This window comes from Streptomyces sp. NPDC110618 (assembly GCF_055657065.1).
The window spans coordinates 36,406-59,779 of sequence record NZ_JBVKBN010000027.1 but is presented as its reverse complement, the minus strand read 5'-3'; the positions used below and the strand labels follow the sequence as shown (position 1 = coordinate 59,779).

Here is a 23,374-nt window from a genome sequence, read left to right as displayed (position 1 = left end):
CCCACCCATCGCCCTGCTTCAGGATATGCCCCGTCTGTCCGGTTCTGCAGGGTGGAGTTGAGGGGCCGGTCCAGGGCGGATATTGGGCGGTTATTGGGCGGTCACCTGCGTATACGCCGCGTTGACCATCTTCTGGGCCAGCTCGACGTCGTCCATGTCGACAAGCGCGCGGAACCAGAGCTGGTGCTCGCCGTCGTCGCGGTGGTCGGGGACGAAGAGGATCAGCTCGTACTCGCCCTTCTTGGTGTCGCGCTCCAGGTAGCGGCCGTCGCCGGTGGGGGTGCGCCGCCAGTTCCGGGTGTCGCCGCCCACCCACCGGGTGCGGAATGCCCCGGTCACCGAGGACGGGCAGGATTCCCTCCCGCACGGCAGGTCCGCCATGTCCAGCAGCGGAGGATCATTGCCGTTGACGCTGCACCGCGCGGTCGTATCGCCGTCCTCCGACGGCTTGTCCCCCTCACTGCAGGTGAAGTCGGGGGGCAGCCTGACCGGCACCTCCAGCCGCATGAACGTGTGGATGTCCGAGTGCTCCTCGTCCCTCCAGACGGCGCCGCGCAGCGACTGCTCCGGCACTCTCCGGTACGCGGCGATCGGCAACGGGTCGGGCAGCTTCGCGGGCGGGATGTCGGCGAGGGCGCGGGGGTCGGTGCCGACGTCCGCGTCCGGGGCCGACGCCCGGCGCAGGGCGTCCCGGGCGAGGAGGATGGCCACCTCGTACACGCGCACGGGTTCGGCGTACTGCTCGCTGTACTCCACCCACAGGAGCACATTGCCGGTGCGCACGGTGACCACCGTCTTCGGCTCCTTGTGCCGGCCGTCGGGCCTCATCAGCACCATCGCCTCGTCGCCGAGCCCGGAGAGCGGCTTGTTGTCGCGCACCTCGATCTCGTCGAAGTACCGCCGGGCCATGTCGGTACCGCTGCCGTCCGTCCAGTTCGACCACCACAGAGCGGTGGTGATCGTCAGACGCCGGTCCGGCCGGAACGGCGAGCGCTCGTCCAGGGCGCAGGAGTTCCGGTCCTCCTTCTTCACCGGGTCGGCGAAGAGTTGCTGACGGTGGGCCGGACCGACCAACGCGCAGGGCTCGGGCAGCTCTTCGTGCGGGTACTTGAAGTCGGGGAGCATCAGCACCGACGCCAGGCCGGCGGCGAAGAGGATCAGGAGCGGCCCGGCGAAGAGCAGGTCGACCAGCGGCGGCCGTGCGTCCTCCTCGCGTGCCGGATCGGGGTTGCTGGTGCCGTCCTCGGTCACCCCCGTCCCCTCGGCGAGCCGGTTGCGCAGCTCGATGTGGCGGAAGCGGTACAGGCCCCCGGACTGCCTCAGCACTCCCCTCCGGTGGGCGTCGCGCAGGAAGGTCATCACCCGCCACGGCAGGGCGCCTGTGCAGGCGAGATACACCCGGGCGACAGCCAGCCGTCCCGCCGCCGACACCGACCAGCGGCACACCGCCAGGGCCAGGAGCAGCAGGCCAAGGGCGAGCACCCAGTCGCCCCAGGTCACCGGGGAACGGTCCGAGATGCGCAGCCAGCAGGCCAGCACGACGGCGACCAGGATCAGCGCTGTCTCGCAGAAGAGGCGGCGCAGGGGCTGCCGGGCCGGGGTGAAGGGGCCGAGCACGAGCTGGGTACGCCGGTCGGCGCGCAGGAGTTCCGCCGGCTCGGGGGCGTCGGCGGGGTCTGCGAGACGGGTGAACCGGTCGATCAGCCGGCTGAGCACCACCGACGGGATCACGACGACGCCCAGGACAGTCCCTCTGAGTGCCGAGTCGTTCTGGTTCAGGACCACCAACGCGCCGATCAACAGCACCGCGAGCGGAACGATCAAGACCAGCAGACGCAACTCCGAACGCAGGGCCTGCAGATCGGCCCGCCCCGGCCAGTGCAACCGCCGCGGCGCGTCCACCGGTGCGTCCAGGCACCAGTCCAGCACCGCCGCCACGCACCCCAGCACCAGCACCACCACCCACGGCGGCACCGGCACCCACTCCCGCCACCACGGGTGGTCGTAGCCCGTCACGCCGACCGCGAGCGCGGCGATCGCCATGGCCAGCCCCGTGCCCACCCACCGCACCGAGCGCGGCACGACCTCGCCCAGGCGCCACCACGCGATGTCCTGCTCCCCGGTGCGGCGCAGGTGGGCGGCGAGGTAGCCGGTCCAGGCGCGGGCCTGCTCGCCGGTCCAGCCCGCGCGGCCGGTGTCCTCGTAGGCGGCGGAGAGGAAGGCGTCGTACAAGTGGCGTTCGAGGGTGGCCCGTTCGCGGAAGCGGTCGTCCTCCAGCAGCTCGGTCGGGTCGGCGCGGGTGCCCGTGTAGACGAAGCGGGCGAGGCTGACCATGAGGGGGGTGCTCAGGACCGCGCGCAGGGATTCGACCTCCGGCGCCCGGTCCTCGGCGTCGGCCAGGCGGGCCAGGACCGGGGTCCACTTGGTGTCGGTGTGCTCGGGGCCGGTGGGGCGGGCGGTGCGCGGGAGGTAGCGCTCCAGGTCGGCCACAGAGAGGGGTTCGAGCTGGACGACCGCGGCGGCGGGCAGCACCGTGTCGGTGTCCTCGACGGCCGCCTCGTACTCCTCGATACGGCAGGTCAGGACCAGGCGGGCGGGTTCGTTCAGAGTGCGGCGCAGGCGGGTGAGGGCCTTGGGGCGCGCGGGCTCGGGGAGTTCGTCGAGGCCGTCCAGGACGGGCAGGAGGCGGCCGGAGGTGAGCAGGTCGTGGGCGAGCTGGGGGGTGCGCAGGACCGTGGGGTGCAGGGCGGCCAGGCGGCGGGCCGCCCAGTGCCAGGGGTCCTCCTCGGCCGAGTTCCAGGAGGCGATGGGCAGCAGGACCGGGACGGGGGCGCCTGGTTCGCGGCTGCCGAGCAGGTCCCGTGCCAGGCGCAGGACCAGCGCCGACTTGCCCGCGCCGGGGGCGCCGAGAATCACCAGGCGACCGCTGGGGACGCGGGCGTAGAAGGCCGCGATGCCGTCGAAGTCGCCCTCCATGTCGAGCGGTTGGGCCGTTCCGTCGGACGCCGTGATCGGGGTGCGCAGGATGTTGGCGCGGTGGTCGCTCAGGTGCGGTCCGGCGGCCGACCAGCGGACCGGGATGGGTGCCGGATCGTTGACATGGAGCTGCTTCTCGTCGCGGGCGTACTCGTCGGCCAGCACCGTCGCCAAGGAGTCCGCCGCCGCGTCCAGTTGGGCGGGCGCAAGTCTTCGGCGCGGCGCGAACCGTTCCCGCAGCCGTGCGGTGAGCCCCGCGACGGTGGTGACCCACCACAGCGAGCCCACGACCATCAGCCCCACGCCCGTCAGGGCGAAGAGGCGGCGTGCGCCCGGCGACAGCATCTCCTCGACAGGCTTCAGCGAGATCCCGGCGTAGATCAGCAGGCCGAGCAGGACCAGGGGCCCGGCGGAGCGCAGCGGCGTCCGGCGGCGCCCGGCGGGCTGTTCCTCGGGCCGGGGGCTGTCGAAGTGGACGGGACCGTTGATGTTCTGCGCCATGACGACGGGCGCGTCGTACTTCCCCCCGGAGATCTCGGGCATCGCCGACGGGGTCCTACTGGCCGAAGGTCATCGGGCCGTTGATGTCCCGCGCCACGATGACCGGGCCCTTGAACTCGCCCCCGCTGATCTCGTTGCGGTTCTCACCGGAGCCGGTCGCCGCGCGTGCCCGTTCCCAGTCCTCGGCCTGCCGCCGCCACTCCTCCAGCGCCTGGGCGAACTCCGGATCCCGGTCCGCCCTGAGCACGAGCACGTTGGCCAGTTCGCGGGCCCGGTCGGCGTCGTCCGTGTGCTCGTCGAGTGCCGCCAGTTCGCCCTCGCCGGTGGGCGTCCCGTCCGGCGGGCGGCGCCGGAGCAGGCCGCTGAGCGACGCCCAGATCTGCTGCCCCGCTGCCCCGGCGGTGCCCGACGCCAGCGCCATCAACAGTTCCGGTGCGATCTCCACGCCCCACCCCTCCCCCGAGGTCGTGCGTCGAGGGTAGGGCAACAGGGGGTGCTCCGGACAGAGTTCAAAACAGAGCTCGAAAAGGGGCGCCCCCACACACGGGGACGCCCCTGATGCCGAGGCCGGCTCCTACAGGAAGGAGTTGATCTCGATCGTCTCGTCGCGGCCCGGGCCCACGCCGATCGCGGAGATCGGGGCGCCGGACATCTCCTCCAGCGCCTTCACGTAGTTCTGCGCGTTCTTCGGCAGGTCGGAGAAGGACTTGGCCTTGGTGATGTCCTCCGACCAGCCCGGCAGGGTCTCGTAGATCGGCTTGGCGTGGTGGAAGTCGGACTGCGAGTAGGGCAGTTCCTCGACCCGCTTGCCGTCGATCTCGTAGGCGACGCAGACCGGGATCTGCTCCCAGCCGGTGAGCACGTCGAGCTTGGTGAGGAAGAAGTCGGTCAGGCCGTTGACGCGGGTGGCGTAGCGGGCGATGACCGCGTCGAACCAGCCGCAGCGCCGGTCGCGGCCGGTGGTGACACCGCGCTCGCCGCCGATGCGGCGCAGGGCCTCGCCGTCCTCGTCGAAGAGTTCGGTCGGGAACGGGCCGGCGCCGACGCGGGTGGTGTACGCCTTGAGGATGCCGATGACCCGGCTGATCTTCGTCGGGCCCACGCCCGCGCCCGTGCAGGCGCCGCCGGCGGTCGGGTTGGAGGAGGTGACGAAGGGGTACGTGCCGTGGTCGATGTCGAGCAGGGTGCCCTGGCCGCCCTCGAAGAGCACGACCTTGTCGTCCTCCAGGGCCTGGTTGAGGATCAGCACCGTGTCGGCGACGTACGGCTTGATCTGCTCGGCGTAGTGCAGCAGCTCCTCGACGACCTGGCCGACGGCGATCGCGCGGCGGTTGTAGAGCTTGGTGAGGAGCTGGTTCTTGACGTCGAGGGCCGCCTCGACCTTCTGCGTCAGGATGGACTCGTCGTAGAGGTCCTGCACCCGGATGCCGACGCGGTTGATCTTGTCCGCGTAGGTCGGGCCGATGCCGCGTCCGGTGGTGCCGATCTTGCGCTTGCCGAGGAAGCGTTCCGTCACCTTGTCGACGGTGACGTTGTACGGCGTGATGATGTGGGCGTTGCCGCTGATCAGGAGCTTGGACGTGTCGACGCCTCGCTCGTTCAGACCGCTCAGCTCGGAGAGCAGGACCGACGGGTCGACGACGACGCCGTTGCCGATGACCGGGGTGCACCCCGGGGAGAGGATTCCGGAAGGGAGCAGGTGCAGGGCGTACTTCTGATCGCCCACGACCACCGTGTGGCCGGCGTTGTTGCCGCCCTGGTAGCGCACCACATAATCGACCGAGCCACCGAGCAGGTCGGTCGCCTTTCCCTTGCCTTCGTCACCCCACTGAGCACCGAGCAGCACAAGTGCGGGCACGCGCGTACACCCCTTCCGGGCGGGGCATGTCCAAGGTCAGGGGTGTACGCCGCACCTGTGCGGGTGATACACCGGCGACCTTCGTTGGCCGCAAACCGTCGGACCGGATGCCCCGGAATAGACGAAGCCCCTGGCGCAATAGCGCAAGGGGCTCTTGCACAAAGATGCTACCCGAGGAAGCGAGGCATGGCCGAGGTGGCGACTTCCGCGACGTCCGAACAGCTGCTGGTGGTCATCGACCCGGTCGCCCGGCATACGGACGGAGAGTCCGTGCGGATCGCGAAAGACGTGCTCAGCGCGGGTGCCGCGACGAAGGTGTGCCTGCCGGAGGGGCCGGAGGAATTCGCCCGCGCGCTCACCCGAAGGGGCTCACGGCGCCCGGTCGTGGTCGGCGACGACCGGGCCCTGGTGCGCGCGGTGTCCCTGCTGCACCGGCGCCGGGAGCTGTCCGGATGCGCGCTGTCGGTGGTGCCGGTGGGCGCGGCGCTGACGCTGGCCGGGGCGCTGGGGGTGCCCACGGGCGCGGTGGCGGCGGCGCGGGCGGTCCTGGACGGCGTGGAGCGCCGGGTGGACGTACTCGTCGACGACAGCGACGGAGTGGTGCTGGGCGCGCTGCGCATCCCGGCCCTGCCGCCCGCGGTCCGGCCCGAGCCCGCGGAGGCCCGGCCCTGGCTGCGTACGTACCAGTCCCTGTTCCGCACCCTGGCCCCGGCAAGCCCCGCCCCCACCGCCATGGGCCCGGCCCCGACCCGCCTGCGGGTCGAGGTGGACGGTACGACGTTGATCGACCTGGACCAGCAGGTGGAGAACGTCTCGGTGACCCCGAACGGCTGCGGTACGGCGTCGGTGGAGGTCCGTCCCGCCGCGGACGAGGCTCCCCTGCTGGCCCGGGGCCGCCGCATCACGGTCTCGGGACCGGACTTCCGCTACCGGGCCGACGCCCAGGAGGCGGGCCCGGTGCGCAGGCGCACGTGGACGGTGTGGGAGGGGGCGCTGGGGCTGGTGCTGCCGGGCAAGTGAGCCCGACCCGGACCGGCACCCGCAGCGCCGGGCACGCGAGCCCCCCTCACACCGTGACCCGCAGCCCCTCCAGCCCTCGGATCACGAAGTTCGGCTTCCTCTTCGGCTCCTCGGCCAGGGACAGGGCCGGAGCCCGGTCCAGGAGGGCCTTCATCGACGCGCACAGCTCGATGCGGGCCAAGGGGGCGCCGAGGCAGTAGTGGATGCCCGCGCTGAAGGAGATGTGCGGGTTCTCGGGGCGGGAGAGGACCAGCCGCTCCGGGGTGTCGAAGACCTCCGGGTCGTGGTTGGCCGAGCCGAAGAGCATGGCGATCTCCGCGCCCCGGGGGATCGTCGTGCCGGCGAGCTCGATGTCGTCCAGGACCCAGCGTTCGAAGAGCTGGAGCGGGGTGTCGTAGCGCATCAGCTCCTCCACCGCGGACGGGACCAGGGAGTGGTCGGCGCGCAGGGCGGCGAGCTGGGCGGGGTTGCGGAAGAGGGCGTACCAGCCGTTGACCGTGGAGTTCACCGTCGCCTCGTGGCCCGCGTTCAGCAGGAGCACGCAGGTGGAGATCATCTCCTGCTCGGTCAGGCGGTCGCCCTCGTCGTGCGCCGCGATCAGACCGGAGATCAGGTCGTCCCCGGGTGCCTTGCGCCGCTCGGCGATCAGGTCGCGCAGGTACTCGGTGAACTCCACCGACGCCCGTACCGCCCGCCGCGCGGTGTCCTCGGAGGGGTTCAGCTCGTACATCCCGCAGATGTCCGCCGACCAGGGCCGCAGCGGGGCCCGGTCCGCCTCCGGGATGCCCAGCATCTCGGCGATCACCGCGACGGGCAGCGGCTCGGCCACGTCGGTGAGCAGGTCCCCGCCGCCCGCCTCGACCAGCCGGTCCGCCAGCTCACCGGCCAGCCGCTCGACGTACGGCCGGAGCTGCTCCACCGTGCGCGGGGTGAACGCCTTCGACACCAGGCGCCGGATCCGGGTGTGGTCCGGCGGCTCCAGATCGAGCATGCCGTGGTCGTTGAGGGTGTGGAACGGCTCGTGCTCGGGGGGCGGGGCCGTGCGGCCGAACTCCTCGTGCGTGAAGCGGTGCTGGTACGTCCGCCCCAGGCGCCGGTCGCGCAGCAGCGCCGAGACGTCGGCGTGGTGCGGGACCAGCCACTGGTTCGTCGGCTCGAAGTAGTGCACGCGCCCCTGGGCGCGCAGCTCGGCGTAGGCGGGGTAGGGGTCGGCGAGAAACGCCGCGTCCCACGGATCGAAGGCTCCCATGAACGGACGCTAGCCCGCCGCACCCCCTGCTGACCAGAGGAGACGTCCCGCTGCTGGCCGCAGGCGACGTCCCGCTACTGACCGGCGGAGAAGTCCGGGATCGTGACCGTCCCGTCCGCCGCCAGCGGGAAGCCGGGGTTGTGGGCCACCTCCCAGACGTGGCCGTCGGGGTCGGTGAAGGCGCCGGAGTAGAAGCCGATCTCGTTCGGCACCGCGGGCTTCGTGACCGTCCCCCCGGCCCGCTCCACCGCCGCCAGCAGCTCGTCCACCTCCGCGTCGGAGCGGACGTTGTGCGCGAGGACGATCCCGCCGAAGCCGCCCGCCGTAGCCGGGTCCACGCCACTGTCCCGGGCCAGCTCCGCCCGGTCCCACAGCACCAGCCCCAGGCCCCCGGCCTGGAAGAACACGGTTTCCTGGACCTCCTGCCCGCGCCAGCCGAGGGCCTCGTAGAAGGCCTTGGCGCGGGCCAGGTCGGTCACGCCCAGCGTGATCAGGGTGATGCGCTGTTCCATCCCCCCACCGTACAAAGAGGGCTCAGCCCGGCGTCACCAACCGCGCCTCGTACGCGAACACCGCCGCCTGGGTGCGGTCCCTGAGCCCCAGCTTCACCAGGATCCGGCTGACGTGGGTCTTGATCGTGGACTCGGCGACCACCAGCCGCTCGGCGATCTCCGCGTTGGACAGGCCCTGCGCGATCAGCACCAGGACCTCCGTCTCCCGTTCGGTGAGGTCGCCGTAGGCCGCGTGGGCGCCGGAGAAGGCGCGCGGCTGCTCGGTGAGCTTGGAGAACTCGGTGATCAGCCGGCGTGTGACCGAGGGCGCGAGCAGCGCCTCGCCGGAGGCCACCACGCGGACCCCGTCCGCCAGTTGACGGGCCGAGGCGTCCTTCAGCAGGAAGCCGGAGGCCCCGGCGCGCAGCGCCTGGTAGACGTACTCGTCCAGGTCGAACGTGGTCAGCACCAGCACCCGCGCGGTGCCGTCGGCGGCCACGATCTCGCGGGTCGCCTCGATGCCGTTCAGCTCGGGCATGCGGATGTCCATCAGGACCACGTCGGGGGCCAGTTCGCGGACCTTGGCGACGGCCTCCCGGCCGTTGACCGCCTCGCCGACGACCTCGATATCCGGCATCGCGTTGAGCAGGACCGAGAAACCCTCGCGGACCATCATCTGGTCGTCGGCGATCAGGACGCGGATCGTCATGCCCCGTCCTCCGTGCGCTGCACCGGCAGGAACACCGCCACCTCGTAACCGCCCTCGTCCGTGGCGCCGGCCGTCATCTCGCCGTTCAGCATGGTCACCCGCTCCCGCATGCCCGTGATCCCGTGCCCCGCGCCGGGCGAGGGCTTGATCAGGGACGGGGCCGGGGGCGCGGTGTTGACGATCCGCAGCCCGAGCCCGCCGAGGACGTATCCGACCTCCACGCCCGCCCGCGCGCCGGGCGCGTGCCGCAGGGTGTTGCTCAGGGCCTCCTGGACGATCCGGTACGCCGACAGCTCCACGCCCTGCGGGAGTTCCCGCACCGCGCCGGTCACCGTCTTGGTCACGTCCAGGCCCGCCTCGCGCACATTGGCCAGCAGCGCGTCCAGGTCGGCGAGCGTGGGCTGCGGGGCGTCCGGGGCCTCGTAGTCCTCCGCCCGTACGACGCCCAGGACCCGGCGCAGCTCGGTGAGGGCGGCCACCGCGTTCTCGCGGATGGTGGCGAAGGCCCGCTCCAGCTCCTCCGGCGGGTTCTCCACCCGGTAGGGCGCGGCCTCGGCCTGGATGGCGACGACCGACATGTGGTGGGCGACCACGTCGTGCAGTTCGCGGGCGATGGTGGTGCGCTCCTCCAGCAGGGTGCGACGGGAACGTTCCTGCGCGGTCTCGGTGGCCTGCGCGGTCACCTCCTGCTCGGCCTCGCGGCGGATGTGCCACACCGAGACAGCGAGCAGGATCAGCGCGGAGAGCATGAGCATGGCGCCGGTGTTGGTGCCGTAGTAGTAGGTCGGGCCGAACCCGGTGTCCATGACCAGCCCGTACGCCGCCGTCAGCACCCACATCCAGGCCGCCGTGCGGGGCCGGGTGCGCACCGCGACGATGGTGAGGACCGCCAGGTGGGAGACGAAGGCTCCGGCCGCCCACGGCCACTGGACCCAGTCCCCGGCGAGCATCCCGACGACGGGCACGGCGGCCATCGACAGCCAGAACGCGCCAACCGGGCGTACCGCCGTCATCAGCACCGGGACCGCGCAGACCAGGGCGGTCGCCAGGGTCGGGCCGCTGCCGTCCGTACCACCGACGAGAGCGGCGAGGAAGGCCGTGGCGGCGATCAGGGCGTGCGGGACGAAGCCCGCGTACTCGCGTATCGGGCGCGGCAGCAGCCGGCCGGACCCGGGCTCGGGCTCGGTGTGCGGGCGCCGCAGCGGCCGGTAGGCGAAGGCGTCGTGGAACAGGTCCTGCCGCAGCCCGCGCAGAGCGTCCACGGCCAGCCGGTACTCCGGGCTGTGGGTTTTGGAGGTCGTCTCGGTCACGTACAGCACGGTAGGGCAGGCCCTTCTCGCCGTCGTCACCTGCGAGAAGGGTCCTTCGGGGTCCGTCTCAAGTACTACAGGCGGCCCACGGTGTCACCAGGCGAGCTGGGCGATCTCCTCCGCGACCACCGCGCAGGCGTCCGCCGCCGGGTCGATCAGCGGGAAGTGGCCGACGTCCTCCAGCAGCGTCAGCCCGACCACCTCACCCGCCTTGGCCGCCGCGTCCGCGTAGGACTCGGCGACGATCTGCGGCACGTCGATGTCGGTGCGGCCCTGGACGAGGGTGGTGGCGATGCCGGTGGGCAGCAGCAGGGCGGGGTCGGCGTACGGGCGGCGCTCGGCGAAGTGCTCGTCGCCGCCGAGGAGTTGGCGGGTGGCGTCCGCGCAGACGTCCAGCTTGTCGGCGACCGCGAAGTCGGCGATGGGGGCGAGCGCGACGACGCCCCGGAGCATCGGGGGGCCGTCGGTGCGCCAGGGCGCGTCGGCGGGCAGGAGGTGGCGGGCGGCGGCCCACAGGGCGAGGTGGCCGCCCGCGGAGTGCCCGGTGACGACCGTCCGGCGGGGGTCCGCCTGTACCAGGTGCTCGCGGACAAGGGCCGGGAGGGCGTCCAGGGCGGCGGCGACGTCGTCGAAGGTCTCCGGCCAGCGGCCGGCGGTCTCGGCCGCGCCCTCCGCGCCCTTGCGGTACTCCACGCTGGCCACGGCGAAGCCCCGGCGGGCCAGGAAGTCGGCGAACGGGCTGATGTGGCGGCGGTCGTAGGGGGCGCGCCAGGCGCCGCCGTGCAGGACGACCACCAGGGGGGCGAGGGGGGTGTCGGTGCGCGGGGCGTAGAAGTCGATCACCTGGTCGGGGTGGTCACCGTACGCGGCGGTGGCGTCCGGGTCGACGGGCGGATGAGAGAAGGCCGACTGCTCCTCTGCGGCGGCCCGGGCTGCGGCGGCGTCGTCCGGCATGCTCCAACCTCTCGGTGGTGAAACGGGATGGGCGGACCAGGTGTTTGCCGGGACCGTATCAGGCCGGTGACGTGCGTGAACACGGGGATGTGACGCTGGGTGAGGGGTAACGGTTCTGTACGCCCGTCACCCCTCACCGCGTGGCGTCTCCCTAGCCCAGCAGCTCGCCCAGCACCCGTGCCGCCCGCTCCACGTCCGCGAATCCCACGTACAGCGGGGTGAACCCGAAGCGCAGCACGTCAGGGGCCCGGTAGTCGCCCACCACACCCCGCTCGACCAGCCGTTTCATCACCGCGTCGGCGCCCTGGCAGCGCAGCGCGACCTGGCTGCCGCGCTCCTCGTGGGCGACCGGGGTGAGGGACTCCACGGCGCCCTCGGGGACGTACCGCTCGACGCACTCCAGGAAGAAGTCCGTCAGCGCGAGGGACTTGGCCCGCACCGACTCGACGCTCACGCCGTCCCAGACCTCAAGTGCCGCCTCCAGGGCGAGCATGGAGAGGATGTCCGGCGTGCCCACCCGGCCGCGCGGGGCGCCCGGTGCCGGTTCGTACTCGGGGCGCATGCCGAAGGGCTCCGCGTGGGAGTTCCAGCCCGGCAGCGGGGAGTCGAAGCGGGGTTGCAGATCGGAGCGAACGTACAGGTACGCCGGTGAACCCGGGCCGCCGTTCAGGTACTTGTAGGTGCAGCCGACCGCCAGGTCCACGCCGTGCTCGTCCAGGCCGACCGGCAGCGCGCCCGCGCTGTGGCACAGGTCCCAGACGACGTACGCGCCCGCCGCGTGCACCGCCGCCGTGAGCGCCGGCAGGTCGTGCAGGCGCCCGGTGCGGTAGTCGACGTGGTTGAGCAGCACGGCGGCCGTGCGGTCGCCGAGCACCGACGCCACCTCGGACGGCACCACCGGACGCAGCCGGCAGCCGGTCATCCGGGCGGCCGACTCGGCGATGTAGCCGTCGGTCGGGAAGGTGGTGGCGTCCACGACGATCTCGTCGCGCCCCTCGCCCGCCATCCGCACCGCGGCGACCAGTGCCTTGAAGACGTTCACGCTGGTCGAGTCGCCGACGACGATCTGCCCCGGCGCCGCCCCGACCAGCGGGGCGATGCGGTCGCCGATCCGCTCCGGGGCGGTCCACCAGCCGCTCTCCTCCCAGGACCGGATGCGCAGGGCGCCCCACTGGCGCCCGACCACGTCCGCGACCCGGTCCGGCACGTTCACCGGGAGCGCGCCGAGGGAGTTGCCGTCGAGGTAGACGACGTCGTCGAGGACGAACTCGGCGCGCTTGGCGGCGAGTTCGTCCGCCGCGTCCAGCTCCTTCGCCCGGGCCGTGAGGTCAGACATGGGACCTCGCCGTCCACAGCTCGGGGAAGACGTTCTTGCGGGCCCTCTTCTCCAGCCAGGCCACTCCGGCCGAGCCGCCGGTGCCGGGCTTGGCGCCCATCGCGCGCCGGGTGGCGACCAGATGGTCGTTGCGCCAGCGCCACACCAGCTCCGCCACGTCCGTCAGCGCCTCGCCCAGGCGGGCGAGTTCGTCCCCGGGATCGCCGGAGTAGACGGCGGCCCAGGCGGCCTCGACCGCGTCGGAGGGCTCGTAGCGCTGGGAGACGTCACGCTTCAGCACGGAGGCGGGTATCGCGTGCCCGCGCCGGGCCATGAAGCGCAGCACCTCGTCGTACAGGCTCGGCTCGTGCAGCGCCTTCTCCAGCTCCGCGTGGACGCGGGGCGCGCCGCGGTGCGGGACGAGCATGGACGCGGACTTCTCGCCGAGCAGGAACTCCATCCGCCGGTACATCGCCGACTGGAAGCCGGAGCCCTCGCCGAGGGCGCTGCGGTAGGAGTTGAACTGGGCGGGGGTGAGCTGGCCGAGCGGCTTCCAGGAGGCGTTGAGCGCCTCCAGCTCCCGCACCGAGCGCTTGAGCGCGTCGATCGCGACCGGCACCCGGTCCTCGCGCAGCGCGTGCGCGGCCGTCTCCCACTCGTGCACGACGACGGTGAACCACAGCTCCATAACCTGGGTGGTGACCAGGAAGACCATCTCTCCGGGGTCGTCGGAGAGGGTGTGCTGGAGGTGGGTGAGCACGTCGGCCTTGACGTAGTCCTCGTACGGCGTCGTGCCGGCGAAGTCGAGATGCGGGGTCTCGGGCTCCTGGGTTTCGTGAGCCTCGTGGGACATCGCTGTCTCCTGTTGTGTACTCCGGGTAGCGGTCCGCCCCTGCCGTTACCGACACGGGGGCCCCGGTCCCCACCCGAATCCTCCGGGGTACCACCGGCAAAGTGCAAGGCCCGACTGGATCACAGCCGGACCCGCACTCAAGGAATGTCCCAGGGCTAGCCCAGGGTCTGCGCGGCCGTCGGCGAGGAGTCCTTCAGGAACTGGGTGCAGCGCTCGTACTCCTCCTGCTCGCCGATCGTGCCCGCGGCGCGGGCCAGGGCGTGCAGGGCGCGCAGGAAGCCGCGGTTGGGCTCGTGCTCCCAGGGCACCGGGCCGTGGCCCTTCCAGCCGTTGCGGCGCAGCGCGTCCAAGCCGCGGTGGTAGCCGGTACGGGCGTAGGCGTACGACTCCACGACGCTGCCCCGCTCGAACGCCTCGTCGGCCAGCTGGGCCCAGGCCAGCGAGGAGGTCGGGTACTTCGCGGCGACATCGGCGGGCGCCGTACCGGACGCCAGGAGCTCACGCGGCTCCGGGTCGTTGGGGAGGTGGGTCGGGGGCGGTCCCCCGAGGAGGTTCTCGTGAATCGTCATGGGTTCAGTCTGGTCCATCCGCTATTCGATGCGCCGCTTGGCCCGCTCCCCCTCCAGTGGGGGTGCCGTGATGGAGGCGTGGTGCAGGCATTCGGGGTGCCGGCAGTCCGGCGGGGGCTTGCGTACCGTCGCGAAGGCCAGGGCGGCGCCCGCGACCAGCGCGCCCGCGCACCACAGCATGGCCTGGTCGAAGGCGGTGTCGAAGGCGTCCGGGGAGCGGTAGGCCTCCTCGCCCATCCCCGTCAGCAGGGGCAGCGCGGCCACCGCGACCAGGCCCGCCGCCCGGGCCGCCGCGTTGTTGATGCCGCTGGCCAGGCCCGCCCGCGCGACACTCACCGAGGCCAGCACGGTGGCGGTCAGCGGGGCCACCAGGGTGACCAGGCCGCACCCGAAGACCAGGACGGCGGGCAGGACGTCGGCCAGGTAGGAGGCGTCCGGGCCGACCCGCAGCATCAGCAGCAGCCCGGCCGCGCTCACCAGCGGGCCCACCGTGAGCGGGATGCGGGGGCCGATCCTGTCCGCCAGGGCCCCGGACCGGGCCGAGAGCAGCAGCATCAGCACGGTCGCCGGGAGCAGGGCCGTACCGGCGGCGAGGGCCGAGTAGCCGGAGACCACCTGCAACTGGATCACCGCGAGGAAGAAGAACCCGCCGAGGGCCGCGTACACGCACAGGGTGACCAGGTTGACGGCGGTGAACTGGCGGGAGGCGAAGATGTCCGGCGGCATCATCGGATCGGGCCGCCGCTTCTCGACGTACACGAAGGCCACCCCGAGGACCACGCCCACGGCGGCGGTGATCCAGTCCGCCTCGATCAGCGCGTACGTCACCAGGGCCAGCGCGAGGGCGCCGAGGGCCGCGCCGAGCACGTCGAAACGGTCGTGCGCGGCGCTGTCCCGGGACTCGGGGACATGGCGCAGGGCGATGGGCACGCACAGCAGGGCCAGCGGCACGTTCAGCCAGAACACCCACCGCCAGCCGGGCCCGTCCACCAGCCAGCCGCCCAGGAACGGCCCCACCGCCGCCCCGATGCCGCCGAAGCCGGACCACAGGCCCACCGCGCGGCTGCGGTCGTCGGGGTGGAAGGACGCCTGGATGAGGGCGAGCGAGCCGGGGGTCAGCAGCGCCCCGCCGACCCCTTGCAGGGCACGCGCGGCGATCAGGATCTGGGCGTTCGGGGCGAGCCCGCACAGCAGCGAGGCGGCGGCGAACCACAGCACGCCGACGACGAAGATCCGGCGGCGGCCGTAGCGGTCGCCCAGGGAGCCGCCGAGCAGGATCAGCCCGGCCAGCGTGAGCATGTACGCGTTGACCGTCCACTGCAGCGCGGACAGGTTCGCGTCGAGGTCGGTGCCGATGCGCGGCAGGGCGACGTTGACGACGGTCGAGTCCAGCAGCGCCATGCTGGAACCGAGGATCGTGGTCAGCAGGATCCAGCGGCCCTGCGGCGCGGCCAGCCGTACGTCGGGCATGCTCCCAGGTATACAGCGAGCCCGGCGCCGAAGCAGGGCACCGGGCTCGGTGGATCGCGCGCGGGAACTACTTGATCTTCGTGCCCGTGGAGCGCAGGTTGTTGCAGGCCTCGACGACGCGCGCGGCCATGCCCGCCTCGGCCAGCTTGCCCCAGGTGCGCGGGTCGTAGGTCTTCTTGTTGCCGACCTCGCCGTCGACCTTCAGGACGCCGTCGTAGTTCTGGAACATGTGCGCGGCGACCGGACGGGTGAAGGCGTACTGGGTGTCCGTGTCCAGGTTCATCTTCACGACGCCGTTCTCCAGCGCGGTGGCGATCTCCTCCGGGGTGGAGCCGGAGCCGCCGTGGAAGACGAAGTCGAACGGGTTGGGCTTGCCGTACTTCTCGCCCACGCCCTGCTGGAGGTCCTTCAGCAGCTCCGGACGCAGGACGACGTTGCCCGGCTTGTACACGCCGTGCACGTTGCCGAAGGAGGCGGCCAGCAGGTAGCGGCCCTTCTCACCCAGGCCGAGCGCCTCGGCGGTGCGCAGCGCGTCCTCGACGGTCGTGTACAGCTCGTCGTTGATCTCGTGGCTGACACCGTCCTCCTCGCCGCCGGTCGGGGTGATCTCCACCTCAAGGATGATCTTGGCGGCGGCGGCGCGCGGGAGCAGCTCCTGCGCGATGGCCAGGTTGTCGGCGAGGGTCTCGGCGGAGCCGTCCCACATGTGCGACTGGAACAGCGGGTTGCGGCCGGCCTTCACGCGCTCCTCGGAGACCGCGATCAGCGGGCGTACGTAGCCGTCCAGCTTGTCCTTCGGACAGTGGTCGGTGTGCAGCGCGATGTTGACGTCGTACTTCTCGGCGACGATGTGCGCGAACTCGGCCAGGGCGACGGCGCCGGTGACCATGTCCTTGCTGTACTGGCCGCCGAGGAACTCCGCGCCACCGGTGGAGATCTGGACGATGCCGTCGCTCTCGGCCTCCGCGAAGCCGCGCAGCGCGGCGTGCAGCGTCTGGGAGGAGGTCACGTTGATGGCCGGGTAGGCGAACTTGCCTGCCTTCGCCCGGTCGAGCATCTCGTTGTAGACCTCGGGGGTTGCGATGGGCATCTGTCCGCTCCTTGTGATGTGCGGGTTGCGTTCTGCGTGTAACGGCCCTGACCTAGACCTGGGAGAACGACCTCATCGTCGTCGGGGCCATCTTTCCAGACGAAACGGGATGCTCCGAGAGTCGTCTCAGCCGACGGTCACGGGCCCGGCCCGTCCGGTCCGGCCGGGCTCAGTCCAGGCCCAGCTCGTCCTTGGCGTACGCGAAGCGGTAGGGCACGCCCGCGCCCGCTTCGATCTTCTCGGCGGCCCCGGTCGCCCGGTCCACGATGGTCGCCACGGCCACGACCTCGGCGCCGGCCTCGCGGACGGCCTCGACGGCGGTGAGCGGGGAACCACCGGTGGTGGAGGTGTCCTCGACCACGAGCACCCGGCGGCCGGCGATGTCCGGGCCCTCGACGCGGCGCTGCAGGCCGTGCGCCTTGGCGGCCTTGCGGACCACGAAGGCGTCCAGCTTCCGGCCGCGGGCCGCGGCGGCGTGCAGCATGGCGGCGGCGACCGGGTCGGCGCCCATGGTCAGCCCGCCGACCGCGTCGAACTCCAGGTCGGCGGTGAGGTCCAGGAGCACCTGACCGACCAGCGGCGCGGCCTCGCCGTCCAGCGTGATGCGCCGCAGGTCGACGTAGTAGTCGGCCTCAAGACCCGACGACAGGGTCACCTTGCCGTGCACCACGGCCTTGTCCTTGATCTGCTGCAGCAGCGTGCCGCGAACGTCCGTCATGCCGAACAGCTTAGAGGCGGGTCCAGCTCCAGGTGGTCGTGGCCTCCAGCGGCTCCAGCGGGGTGACCAGGCGCGGATGCGTGTTCAGGCCGTTGGGCGGGCCGGTCTGCGGCTCCACGCAGACGGCCTCGTCCTGCTCGTCGTAGACGACGACCCACTGCTCGGGGCTGGTGACCTTCAGGGTGAGTTGCCCCGGCCAGGTCAGGGTGACGTCGGCACCGTCCGGCATGCCGAAGCAGTCGTCCCAGGGGCCCGGCTTGGGGTCGAGGCGGTTGCCGGTGGGGAGGTGGTCGTCCCCGCGCTCCTCCTGCCAGGCGGGGGTGAAGTCCAGCTCGACGGCCTTGCCGCCGAGGGTGCGGTGGAACCAGGGGTGCCAGCCGATCTGCGCCGGGAAGGAGTCCTCGTACGTCTCCACCGCCATCGTCAGCGTCAGCGAGCTGTCGGTCAGCGCGACGACCTGGGTGACCCGCCCGCTGTGCGGCCAGGGGTCCACCAGGTCGTACGTGATCACCGCCTCGTCCGCGCCGGTGCGGGCGGTGCGCCAGGCGCCGTCGCGCGCGGTGCCGTGGATGGCGTGCGGCGGGGAGTTCAGCGGCATCTGGCGGACGGCGGCGCCGTCGCGGAACCGTCCGTCCCGGATCCGTCCGCACCAGGGGACCATCGGGAAGCAGCCGAACCGCTCGCCCTGGCGCAGGAGTTGGGTGCCCGCGACCTTCAGTCCGCCGATCCGGCCGCCGTTGCCCGGCTGTACGGTCACCTCCGCGTCGCCCGCGGTCAGCGTGATGTCTTCGTTACTCACGCCACGACCCTAGCGGGGTTGACCGGTGCGGTCAGCGGCGCCTGCGCAGGACCCGGCCGACGACGATCGCGGAGGCCACGGCGAGGGCGGCGGCGGGGGCGGCCCAGCGGAGGGTGTGCGCGGGGGCGGTGACCGGCGGGGCCGGGACCGGGGCGTAGCGGCCGCGGGGCGGGGCGTGGTCGACCTCTTCGGCGCTGCGGCCGATCATCGTGCGGCGCGCGTGCGCGGCTTCGGGGGGTGGCTGCTCGGCCTCGGCCGCGCCTTGGGCCTCGGTTGTGTTCCCACCGGCACCGCCTGTGCTGCTTTCGTTGTCGGGTGCGGGTGGCCCCTGTGGGGGGTCCTCGGCGTCGGCGGCTGCCGACTTCGGGGGATCCTTTGGGGCTTCCGGGGCGGCTTCCGGTGCCTCGGGCTGCTGGGGACCCTCGGGTGTCTGGGGACCCTCGGGTGTCTGGGGACCCTCGGGTGTCTGGGGACCCTCGGGTGTCTGAGGAGCCTCGGGTGTCTGGGCAGCCGCCTCCGTCGCTCCCAGGTTCTCGGCGATACGGTTCACGAGCCTGGTCAGCGCCGAGTTCACCTGCTCGGTGGGGAGTTGGGCGATACGGCCGTCCGCTGTCGCGCTGCCCTCGACGGTGACGCGCGTACCGTCGTCGTCCGCGTCGGCCAGGGTGAGCGTCAGGGACAGCTTCACCGTGCCGGTGCCGCGGGCCTCCGCGGCCTCGCCCTCCACCGTGTACGCGCCGTCCTCGCGCTCCGCGACGCGCAGGGCGCCCCGGTAGGTGATCGTGTGACCGCCCACCCGTACCTTCAGGCGGCCGCTGGTGGGATCGTCGGCTCCGGCGTCCCGCTGGAAGCCGGGGAGCGCGCGGGCCACCCGCTCGGGGTCGGACAACGCCTCCCGCACCCGGGCCGCGGCCGTCGGAACGAACACCTCAAGCTCCATGTCAGCGGAGCCTACCCACGGGGGCCGCCGCCGCACCCCCCGTCGGCGTAATCTCCCGGCACGTCCGGGTCAGCGGCTCAGTACCGCGGATGCACGAGGGTCGACGCCGGGAGTCCGGCACGGCGTACCCGCTCCGCCGCCCGGGCGTCCTCCAGCAGGCGGGCGTCGGTGAGGGTGAGCAGGCGCGGGCCCGCCGGGGACAGGGCGAGCCGGGGTCCGGGTCCGGAGGCGGTGGCGAGGACGAGGCCCCAGTCGTGCGGGGCGTCCGCGCGACGGGCGGAGGAACGGTCCGGGCCCGCCGCGAAGCCGGGGGCGCGGCCCGCCACCCGGTACGGGGCCGTGCGCAGGCCCGCCGAGCGGAGGGTGGCGTCCACCGTCCAGAAGACGCGGGGGCGGCCGGTCACCGGCCCGGCGTGCACCACCAGGCGGCCGTCGTCGGTCAGCGCCCGGCGGACCAGTCCGTAGAACTCCTGCGAGTAGAGCTTGGTGCTCGCCGTGATGCCGGGGTCGGGGAGGTCGGAGACCACGACGTCGTAGCGGGCCGGGGGCGAGGTGCGCAGGTGGCCGAAGGCGTCGGCGATGACGACATGGACGCGCGGGTCGTCGTAGGCGTGGCCGTTGAGGGCGGCCAGCGCCGGGTCCTCGCGGGCCAGGCGGACCACCTCGGCGTCGAGTTCGACGACGTCCACGCGCCGTACGCCCGGGTGGCGCAGCACCTCGCGGACGGCGAGGCCGTCGCCGCCGCCGAGGATCAGGACGCGGCGGTGCGGGCCGTTCATCGCGGGGTGGACCAGGGCCTCGTGGTAGCGGTGCTCGTCGCGCCCGCTGACCCGCAGGCGGCCGTCGAGGTAGAGCTCGACGGGGTGGCCGTCGGTGCCGCCGGTGAGGACGAGTTCCTGGACGTCGGTCTGGACCGCGACGCGGACGTCGGCGCCGTACACCGCGCGCCGGGCGGCCCGTTCGAAGTCGTCGACGTGGACGGCGGCGGTGGCGAGCAGGCCGAGGACGGTGACGTTGGCGGCGATCAGCAGCAGGCGGCCACGCCGGGTCAGATCGCGGCCGAACAGGCCGAGCACCAGGGCGGCGCCGGCGATCGCGTTGACGGCGCCGGTGATGAGCGCGCCGGTCAACTGGCCGAGCAGGGGCAGCAGCAGGAAGGGGAAGGCGAGGCCGCCGACGAGGGCGCCGACGTAGTCCGCGGCGAACAGGTCGGCGACCGCGCCGCCCGCGTCCTGGCGGCGGATGCGCTGGATCAGCTCCATCAGCAGCGGCACTTCGGCGCCGATCAGCAGTCCGATGGCGAGCGAGAAGGCGACCAGCAGGACCCGCGGGCCCTCGCCCCACAGTCCGCCCCAGTCGCCGGTCCAGGCGAACGCGCCGTACAGGGCGAGCGCGCTGTGGCCGCCGATCAGGGCGAGGACCGCCTCGATCGCGCCGAAGCCGGCGGCGGCGTGCCAGCGCAGGCGTTTGGCGACGAGCGAGCCGAGGCCCATGGCGAACACCATGACGGACAGCACGACGGACGCCTGGGTGACCGAGTCGCCGATCAAGTAGGAGGCGAGGGCGACGAGTTCGAGTTCGTAGACCAGTCCGCAGGCGGCGCAGACGAAGACGCACGCGAGGACCAGGAAACGCCCCGTCCCGGGCCGGACGGGCAGCCGCGCCGGGCCGCCCCAGGGTGCCGGGGGGCCGGGCGGGGCGGGCGCGTGCGGTTCAATCACCCTGCGACGTTACGTTACGGGACCGACACGCTTCGTCACCCACACGTGTGGACCTACGGCCGTCAAACGCCTGACGGGTTCAGCACGCGCCGACCGGTACGCGCACCCCGACCCGAGTGCGGGTGGCCACCAACTGGCCGTCCTGCGGGTAGGCGTGCCAGGTGCGCCAGTGCAACTGGCCCTCGTGGCGGTGCGCGAGCATCGCGGTGAAGGCGTGCGGGCTGCCGGGGAAGACTCCGGCCAGGCCGTGCGGGTGGTCGGCGACCAGGGCGAGCAACTCCTGGGCGCGGCCCGCGAACTGACCGGGTGCCAGTACCTCGACGCGGGCGGCGAACTCGTACTCCCAGTCCCCGACGCGCTTGGCGACGCCCAGCGGGAGGGGGGTGCTGCTGCCCGGGATGCATGCCACGGTCTCCGAGCAGTCACCCCGGTCCTCCTCCAGGAGCACCTGGTGGGACGCGCCGAGCAGTCTCAACTGGAGCTTCGCCCCGGACAGTTCGAGGTCGAGCGTGGCCAGTGCGGGGAGCGGTTCACGCCCCAGCGCCCAGGCGAGATCGGCCGCGCGCGTGTCGGTGTAGGAGGTGTTCAGGGTCGTGAGCATGGATCGGCTCCGCAAGCACGCAAAGAAAGGGAGGTTGGGTCCGGCGCACCGGTCGACACCGGGAGATCGGCCCGTCAGCCCAGTCGGCGAGGTCAGTGGGGATGGCCGCGGGACGTCCGAGGGGCTGCGTTGGTGTTTTAGAGGGAATCATGAACAGTGGCGCCGCCACAGCGTTTTTACCCAACTTCGGAGGGTTTCCATCCCTCGGGGGGCTCCACAGCTCAACTGTTCAACCACGGTGTGCGCCGTGTCGTCCGGGCGTACGCCGGAGCACGAACACAGAACAGCGGGACCCGCCCCCCGTGGGCGGGCCCCGCTGTCCGGATACGGTTCCCCCGTCATGGAGCTCAGCTGCCCCGTGTCAGCTGCCTCCGCCGCCGCATCCGCCACCGCCGCCCCCGCAGGAGCTGCTGCTGCCGCAGGAGCTGCCGCCGCCGCAGGAGGACCCGCCACCGCTGTCTCCCCCGCCGGCCCACCAGCTGCCGCTGCTGGTGTCGGTGCTGTCGTGCCGGCTGTAGCTGCCCCGGCCACCGCTACGCCGCGCACCGCGCACCGGCCCCCCGCTCCGCCGTCCGGCGGCCAGGAGCCCCAGCGTGACGATTCCCGCGAACCCAACGATCAGGATGATGCCGACAGTCATGGCGCCACCCTCCTTTCATCTCCCGCGGCTCCCCCGAAGCGACCCCCCGTGGGCGCCTCGCCGCCGCGTGAACGGGGGATGCCCCCGCCGCTCACGGCCCAAAGCAGAGTTGAGGAACTCCAGAGCTTCGGCGCAGGATGCCGCCATGACCTCTAGCGTGCGTCCTCTTCTCAACCGCCGCCTCGCCGAGTTCGGTACGACGATCTTCGCGGAGATGTCGGCGCTGGCCCTGCGGACCGGGTCGATCAATCTGGGGCAGGGTTTTCCGGACACCGACGGGCCCGAGGAGGTGCGGGAGGCGGCGGTGCGGGCGCTGCGGGACGGGCGCGGGAACCAGTATCCGCCGGGGCCGGGGGTGCCCGAGCTGCGGCTGGCGGTGGCGGCGCACCAGGAGCGGCTGTACGGGCTGACGTACGACCCGGACACCGAGGTGCTGGTGACGGCGGGTGCCACGGAGGCCATCGCGGCGGCGCTGCTGGCGCTGCTGGAGCCCGGCGACGAGGTGGTGGCGCTGGAGCCGTACTACGACTCCTACGCGGCCTGCATCGCCATGGCGGGGGCACGCCGGGTGCCGGTCACCCTGCGCCCGGACGGGGGACGTTTCCGGCTCGACCTCGACGAGCTGCGCGCGGCGGTCACCGACCGCACCCGGCTGCTGCTGATCAACACCCCGCACAACCCGACCGGCACCGTTCTCACCCGTGAGGAGCTGGCGGCGGTGGCGGAGCTGGCGGTGGAGCGGGATCTGCTGGTCGTCACGGACGAGGTGTACGAGCATCTCGTCTTCGACGGGGCCGAGCATGTGCCGCTGGCGACGTTTCCGGGGATGCGGGAGCGGACCGTCACCATTTCCTCCGCCGGGAAGACGTACTCCTTCACCGGCTGGAAGGTCGGCTGGGTGACCGCCCCGCCCGCACTGGTGACGGCGGTGCGCTCGGCGAAGCAGTTCCTGACGTACGTGGCGTCCGGGCCGTTCCAGTACGCCGTCGCCGAGGCGCTCGCGCTGCCCGAGAGCTACTACGCGGCCTTCCGCGCGGACATGCAGGCCAAGCGGGATCTGCTGGCGGCGGGGCTGGAGGAGGCGGGGTTCGAGGTGTTCACCTCGGCCGGCACCTACTTCATCACCACCGACATCCGGCCCCTCGGCGAGAGCGACGGGTTCGCCTTCTGCCGGGCGCTGCCCGAGCGGGTGGGGGTGGTGGCCATTCCCAACGCCGTCTTCTACGACCACAAGGAGACCGGGGCGCCCTACGTGCGGTTCGCGTTCTGCAAGCAGGAGGACGTGCTGAAGGAGGCCGCCGCCCGGCTGCGGCGGCTGGCCCCCTGAACCGGCGTCAGCGGCGCAGGCCGAGGCGGTTGCCGAAGCCGTAGTACAGGCCGAGCAGGACGCCGCCGACCGCCGCGGTGACACCCGCGGCGGCGCCGGAGATCACTGCCCCGGCGACCACGATGGCCAGCGCGTACACCGCGGGCAGCAGCCAGTTGATCCGGCCGCGGGTCGTCGGGTTGGTCTCCATGGTTCCCCCTGGGGTCGAGGTCGTGGTCGTGCGGGAGCGGGCCGCGGACCGGCGCGGGGTCACGCGCCGGTCC

Annotated in this window: 22 protein-coding genes; 2 read left to right on the top strand and 20 right to left on the bottom strand. The window is 72.5% G+C overall.

Annotation, left to right across the window (positions count from 1 at the left end):
- Positions 1-90: 90 nt before the first annotated feature.
- The 3 genes from ACZ7L7_RS33095 to ACZ7L7_RS33085 all read right to left on the bottom strand — a co-directional run bounded on the left by ACZ7L7_RS33095 (position 91) and on the right by ACZ7L7_RS33085 (position 5,335).
- On the bottom strand, positions 91-3,519 hold the full coding sequence (locus tag ACZ7L7_RS33095; protein ID WP_472077825.1) for an NACHT domain-containing protein: 3,429 nt from the start codon (positions 3,517-3,519) through the stop codon (positions 91-93).
- A gap of 13 nt (positions 3,520-3,532) precedes the next feature.
- The gene (locus ACZ7L7_RS33090; protein ID WP_285514287.1) at positions 3,533-3,922 is read right to left on the bottom strand and encodes a hypothetical protein; all 390 of its coding nucleotides are present in this window, start codon (positions 3,920-3,922) and stop codon (positions 3,533-3,535) included.
- 129 nt (positions 3,923-4,051) lie between these two features.
- Complete coding sequence (locus tag ACZ7L7_RS33085; protein ID WP_285514288.1) at positions 4,052-5,335, bottom strand: adenylosuccinate synthase; 1,284 nt, start codon at positions 5,333-5,335, stop codon at positions 4,052-4,054.
- A gap of 186 nt (positions 5,336-5,521) precedes the next feature.
- Between ACZ7L7_RS33085 and ACZ7L7_RS33080 the strand changes: the two genes are divergently transcribed.
- Positions 5,522-6,355, top strand: a complete 834-nt coding sequence (locus tag ACZ7L7_RS33080) for a diacylglycerol kinase family protein (RefSeq protein WP_472077824.1) — start codon at positions 5,522-5,524, stop codon at positions 6,353-6,355.
- 46 nt (positions 6,356-6,401) lie between these two features.
- Here ACZ7L7_RS33080 and ACZ7L7_RS33075 read toward each other — a convergent pair whose 3' ends face one another.
- From ACZ7L7_RS33075 to ACZ7L7_RS33000, 16 genes are all read right to left on the bottom strand, one after another.
- The gene (locus tag ACZ7L7_RS33075; RefSeq protein WP_285514290.1) at positions 6,402-7,604 is read right to left on the bottom strand and encodes a cytochrome P450; all 1,203 of its coding nucleotides are present in this window, start codon (positions 7,602-7,604) and stop codon (positions 6,402-6,404) included.
- 74 nt (positions 7,605-7,678) lie between these two features.
- Complete coding sequence (locus ACZ7L7_RS33070) at positions 7,679-8,116, bottom strand: VOC family protein (RefSeq protein ID WP_285514291.1); 438 nt, start codon at positions 8,114-8,116, stop codon at positions 7,679-7,681.
- A gap of 22 nt (positions 8,117-8,138) precedes the next feature.
- Entirely contained in the window at positions 8,139-8,804 is a 666-nt protein-coding gene (locus tag ACZ7L7_RS33065; protein WP_093723122.1) for a response regulator, read from the bottom strand.
- The gene (locus tag ACZ7L7_RS33060; protein WP_285514292.1) at positions 8,801-10,123 is read right to left on the bottom strand and encodes a sensor histidine kinase; all 1,323 of its coding nucleotides are present in this window, start codon (positions 10,121-10,123) and stop codon (positions 8,801-8,803) included. The genes ACZ7L7_RS33065 and ACZ7L7_RS33060 overlap by 4 nt, the downstream gene beginning before the upstream one ends.
- Positions 10,124-10,207: 84 nt before the next feature.
- The gene (locus ACZ7L7_RS33055) at positions 10,208-11,068 is read right to left on the bottom strand and encodes an alpha/beta hydrolase (protein ID WP_285514293.1); all 861 of its coding nucleotides are present in this window, start codon (positions 11,066-11,068) and stop codon (positions 10,208-10,210) included.
- A gap of 151 nt (positions 11,069-11,219) precedes the next feature.
- Positions 11,220-12,404, bottom strand: coding sequence for a kynureninase (gene kynU, locus ACZ7L7_RS33050; protein ID WP_472077823.1), 1,185 nt, complete (start codon positions 12,402-12,404; stop codon positions 11,220-11,222).
- Positions 12,397-13,236: a tryptophan 2,3-dioxygenase family protein gene (locus tag ACZ7L7_RS33045; protein ID WP_471431058.1), complete on the bottom strand. Its 840-nt coding sequence runs from the start codon at positions 13,234-13,236 to the stop codon at positions 12,397-12,399. Before ACZ7L7_RS33045 ends, kynU begins: the two co-directional genes overlap by 8 nt.
- Positions 13,237-13,391: 155 nt before the next feature.
- Positions 13,392-13,805 (bottom strand): DUF3151 domain-containing protein, encoded by a 414-nt coding sequence (locus tag ACZ7L7_RS33040; RefSeq protein ID WP_472077822.1) that lies wholly within the window; start codon positions 13,803-13,805, stop codon positions 13,392-13,394.
- 21 nt (positions 13,806-13,826) lie between these two features.
- Positions 13,827-15,275, bottom strand: coding sequence for an MFS transporter (locus ACZ7L7_RS33035; protein ID WP_472077821.1), 1,449 nt, complete (start codon positions 15,273-15,275; stop codon positions 13,827-13,829).
- 67 nt (positions 15,276-15,342) lie between these two features.
- Positions 15,343-16,365, bottom strand: a complete 1,023-nt coding sequence (fbaA, locus tag ACZ7L7_RS33030; RefSeq protein WP_453600373.1) for a class II fructose-bisphosphate aldolase — start codon at positions 16,363-16,365, stop codon at positions 15,343-15,345.
- A 169-nt stretch (positions 16,366-16,534) separates the two neighbouring features.
- Complete coding sequence (pyrE, locus tag ACZ7L7_RS33025; protein WP_285514298.1) at positions 16,535-17,083, bottom strand: orotate phosphoribosyltransferase; 549 nt, start codon at positions 17,081-17,083, stop codon at positions 16,535-16,537.
- A gap of 10 nt (positions 17,084-17,093) precedes the next feature.
- Entirely contained in the window at positions 17,094-17,882 is a 789-nt protein-coding gene (locus ACZ7L7_RS33020) for an aldose epimerase family protein (protein WP_285514299.1), read from the bottom strand.
- 31 nt (positions 17,883-17,913) lie between these two features.
- A complete protein-coding gene (locus tag ACZ7L7_RS33015; protein WP_471592689.1) occupies positions 17,914-18,822 on the bottom strand; it encodes an SRPBCC domain-containing protein in 909 nt (302 codons plus the stop codon).
- A gap of 77 nt (positions 18,823-18,899) precedes the next feature.
- Positions 18,900-20,543 (bottom strand): polyamine aminopropyltransferase, encoded by a 1,644-nt coding sequence (locus ACZ7L7_RS33010; protein WP_285514301.1) that lies wholly within the window; start codon positions 20,541-20,543, stop codon positions 18,900-18,902.
- Between the two features lie 79 nt (positions 20,544-20,622).
- Positions 20,623-21,144: a DUF2617 family protein gene (locus tag ACZ7L7_RS33005; protein WP_285514302.1), complete on the bottom strand. Its 522-nt coding sequence runs from the start codon at positions 21,142-21,144 to the stop codon at positions 20,623-20,625.
- Between the two features lie 361 nt (positions 21,145-21,505).
- Positions 21,506-21,784 (bottom strand): hypothetical protein, encoded by a 279-nt coding sequence (locus tag ACZ7L7_RS33000; RefSeq protein WP_285514303.1) that lies wholly within the window; start codon positions 21,782-21,784, stop codon positions 21,506-21,508.
- Between the two features lie 145 nt (positions 21,785-21,929).
- Between ACZ7L7_RS33000 and ACZ7L7_RS32995 the strand changes: the two genes are divergently transcribed.
- Positions 21,930-23,111, top strand: a complete 1,182-nt coding sequence (locus ACZ7L7_RS32995) for a pyridoxal phosphate-dependent aminotransferase (RefSeq protein WP_453600383.1) — start codon at positions 21,930-21,932, stop codon at positions 23,109-23,111.
- 7 nt (positions 23,112-23,118) lie between these two features.
- Here the strand turns inward: ACZ7L7_RS32995 and ACZ7L7_RS32990 are convergent, their stop codons facing one another.
- A complete protein-coding gene (locus ACZ7L7_RS32990) occupies positions 23,119-23,301 on the bottom strand; it encodes a hypothetical protein (RefSeq protein ID WP_453600386.1) in 183 nt (60 codons plus the stop codon).
- Between the last annotated feature and the right edge of the window lie 73 nt (positions 23,302-23,374).

What these genes read in the sequence shown, in the direction of transcription:
- fbaA (WP_453600373.1), bottom strand. Translation starts at nt 16,365, where the DNA reads ATGCCCATCGCAACCCCCGAGGTCTACAACGAGATGCTCGACCGGGCG.
- ACZ7L7_RS33080 (WP_472077824.1), top strand. Translation starts at nt 5,522, where the DNA reads ATGGCCGAGGTGGCGACTTCCGCGACGTCCGAACAGCTGCTGGTGGTC.
- ACZ7L7_RS33095 (WP_472077825.1), bottom strand. Translation starts at nt 3,519, where the DNA reads ATGCCCGAGATCTCCGGGGGGAAGTACGACGCGCCCGTCGTCATGGCG.
- ACZ7L7_RS33000 (WP_285514303.1), bottom strand. Translation starts at nt 21,784, where the DNA reads ATGACTGTCGGCATCATCCTGATCGTTGGGTTCGCGGGAATCGTCACG.
- ACZ7L7_RS33065 (WP_093723122.1), bottom strand. Translation starts at nt 8,804, where the DNA reads ATGACGATCCGCGTCCTGATCGCCGACGACCAGATGATGGTCCGCGAG.
- ACZ7L7_RS33055 (WP_285514293.1), bottom strand. Translation starts at nt 11,068, where the DNA reads ATGCCGGACGACGCCGCCGCAGCCCGGGCCGCCGCAGAGGAGCAGTCG.
- kynU (WP_472077823.1), bottom strand. Translation starts at nt 12,404, where the DNA reads ATGTCTGACCTCACGGCCCGGGCGAAGGAGCTGGACGCGGCGGACGAA.
- ACZ7L7_RS32995 (WP_453600383.1), top strand. Translation starts at nt 21,930, where the DNA reads ATGACCTCTAGCGTGCGTCCTCTTCTCAACCGCCGCCTCGCCGAGTTC.
- ACZ7L7_RS33035 (WP_472077821.1), bottom strand. Translation starts at nt 15,275, where the DNA reads ATGCCCGACGTACGGCTGGCCGCGCCGCAGGGCCGCTGGATCCTGCTG.
- ACZ7L7_RS33040 (WP_472077822.1), bottom strand. Translation starts at nt 13,805, where the DNA reads ATGACGATTCACGAGAACCTCCTCGGGGGACCGCCCCCGACCCACCTC.
- ACZ7L7_RS33015 (WP_471592689.1), bottom strand. Translation starts at nt 18,822, where the DNA reads ATGGAGCTTGAGGTGTTCGTTCCGACGGCCGCGGCCCGGGTGCGGGAG.
- ACZ7L7_RS33005 (WP_285514302.1), bottom strand. Translation starts at nt 21,144, where the DNA reads ATGCTCACGACCCTGAACACCTCCTACACCGACACGCGCGCGGCCGAT.
- ACZ7L7_RS33045 (WP_471431058.1), bottom strand. Translation starts at nt 13,236, where the DNA reads ATGTCCCACGAGGCTCACGAAACCCAGGAGCCCGAGACCCCGCATCTC.
- ACZ7L7_RS33070 (WP_285514291.1), bottom strand. Translation starts at nt 8,116, where the DNA reads ATGGAACAGCGCATCACCCTGATCACGCTGGGCGTGACCGACCTGGCC.
- ACZ7L7_RS33075 (WP_285514290.1), bottom strand. Translation starts at nt 7,604, where the DNA reads ATGGGAGCCTTCGATCCGTGGGACGCGGCGTTTCTCGCCGACCCCTAC.
- ACZ7L7_RS32990 (WP_453600386.1), bottom strand. Translation starts at nt 23,301, where the DNA reads ATGGAGACCAACCCGACGACCCGCGGCCGGATCAACTGGCTGCTGCCC.
- pyrE (WP_285514298.1), bottom strand. Translation starts at nt 17,083, where the DNA reads ATGACGGACGTTCGCGGCACGCTGCTGCAGCAGATCAAGGACAAGGCC.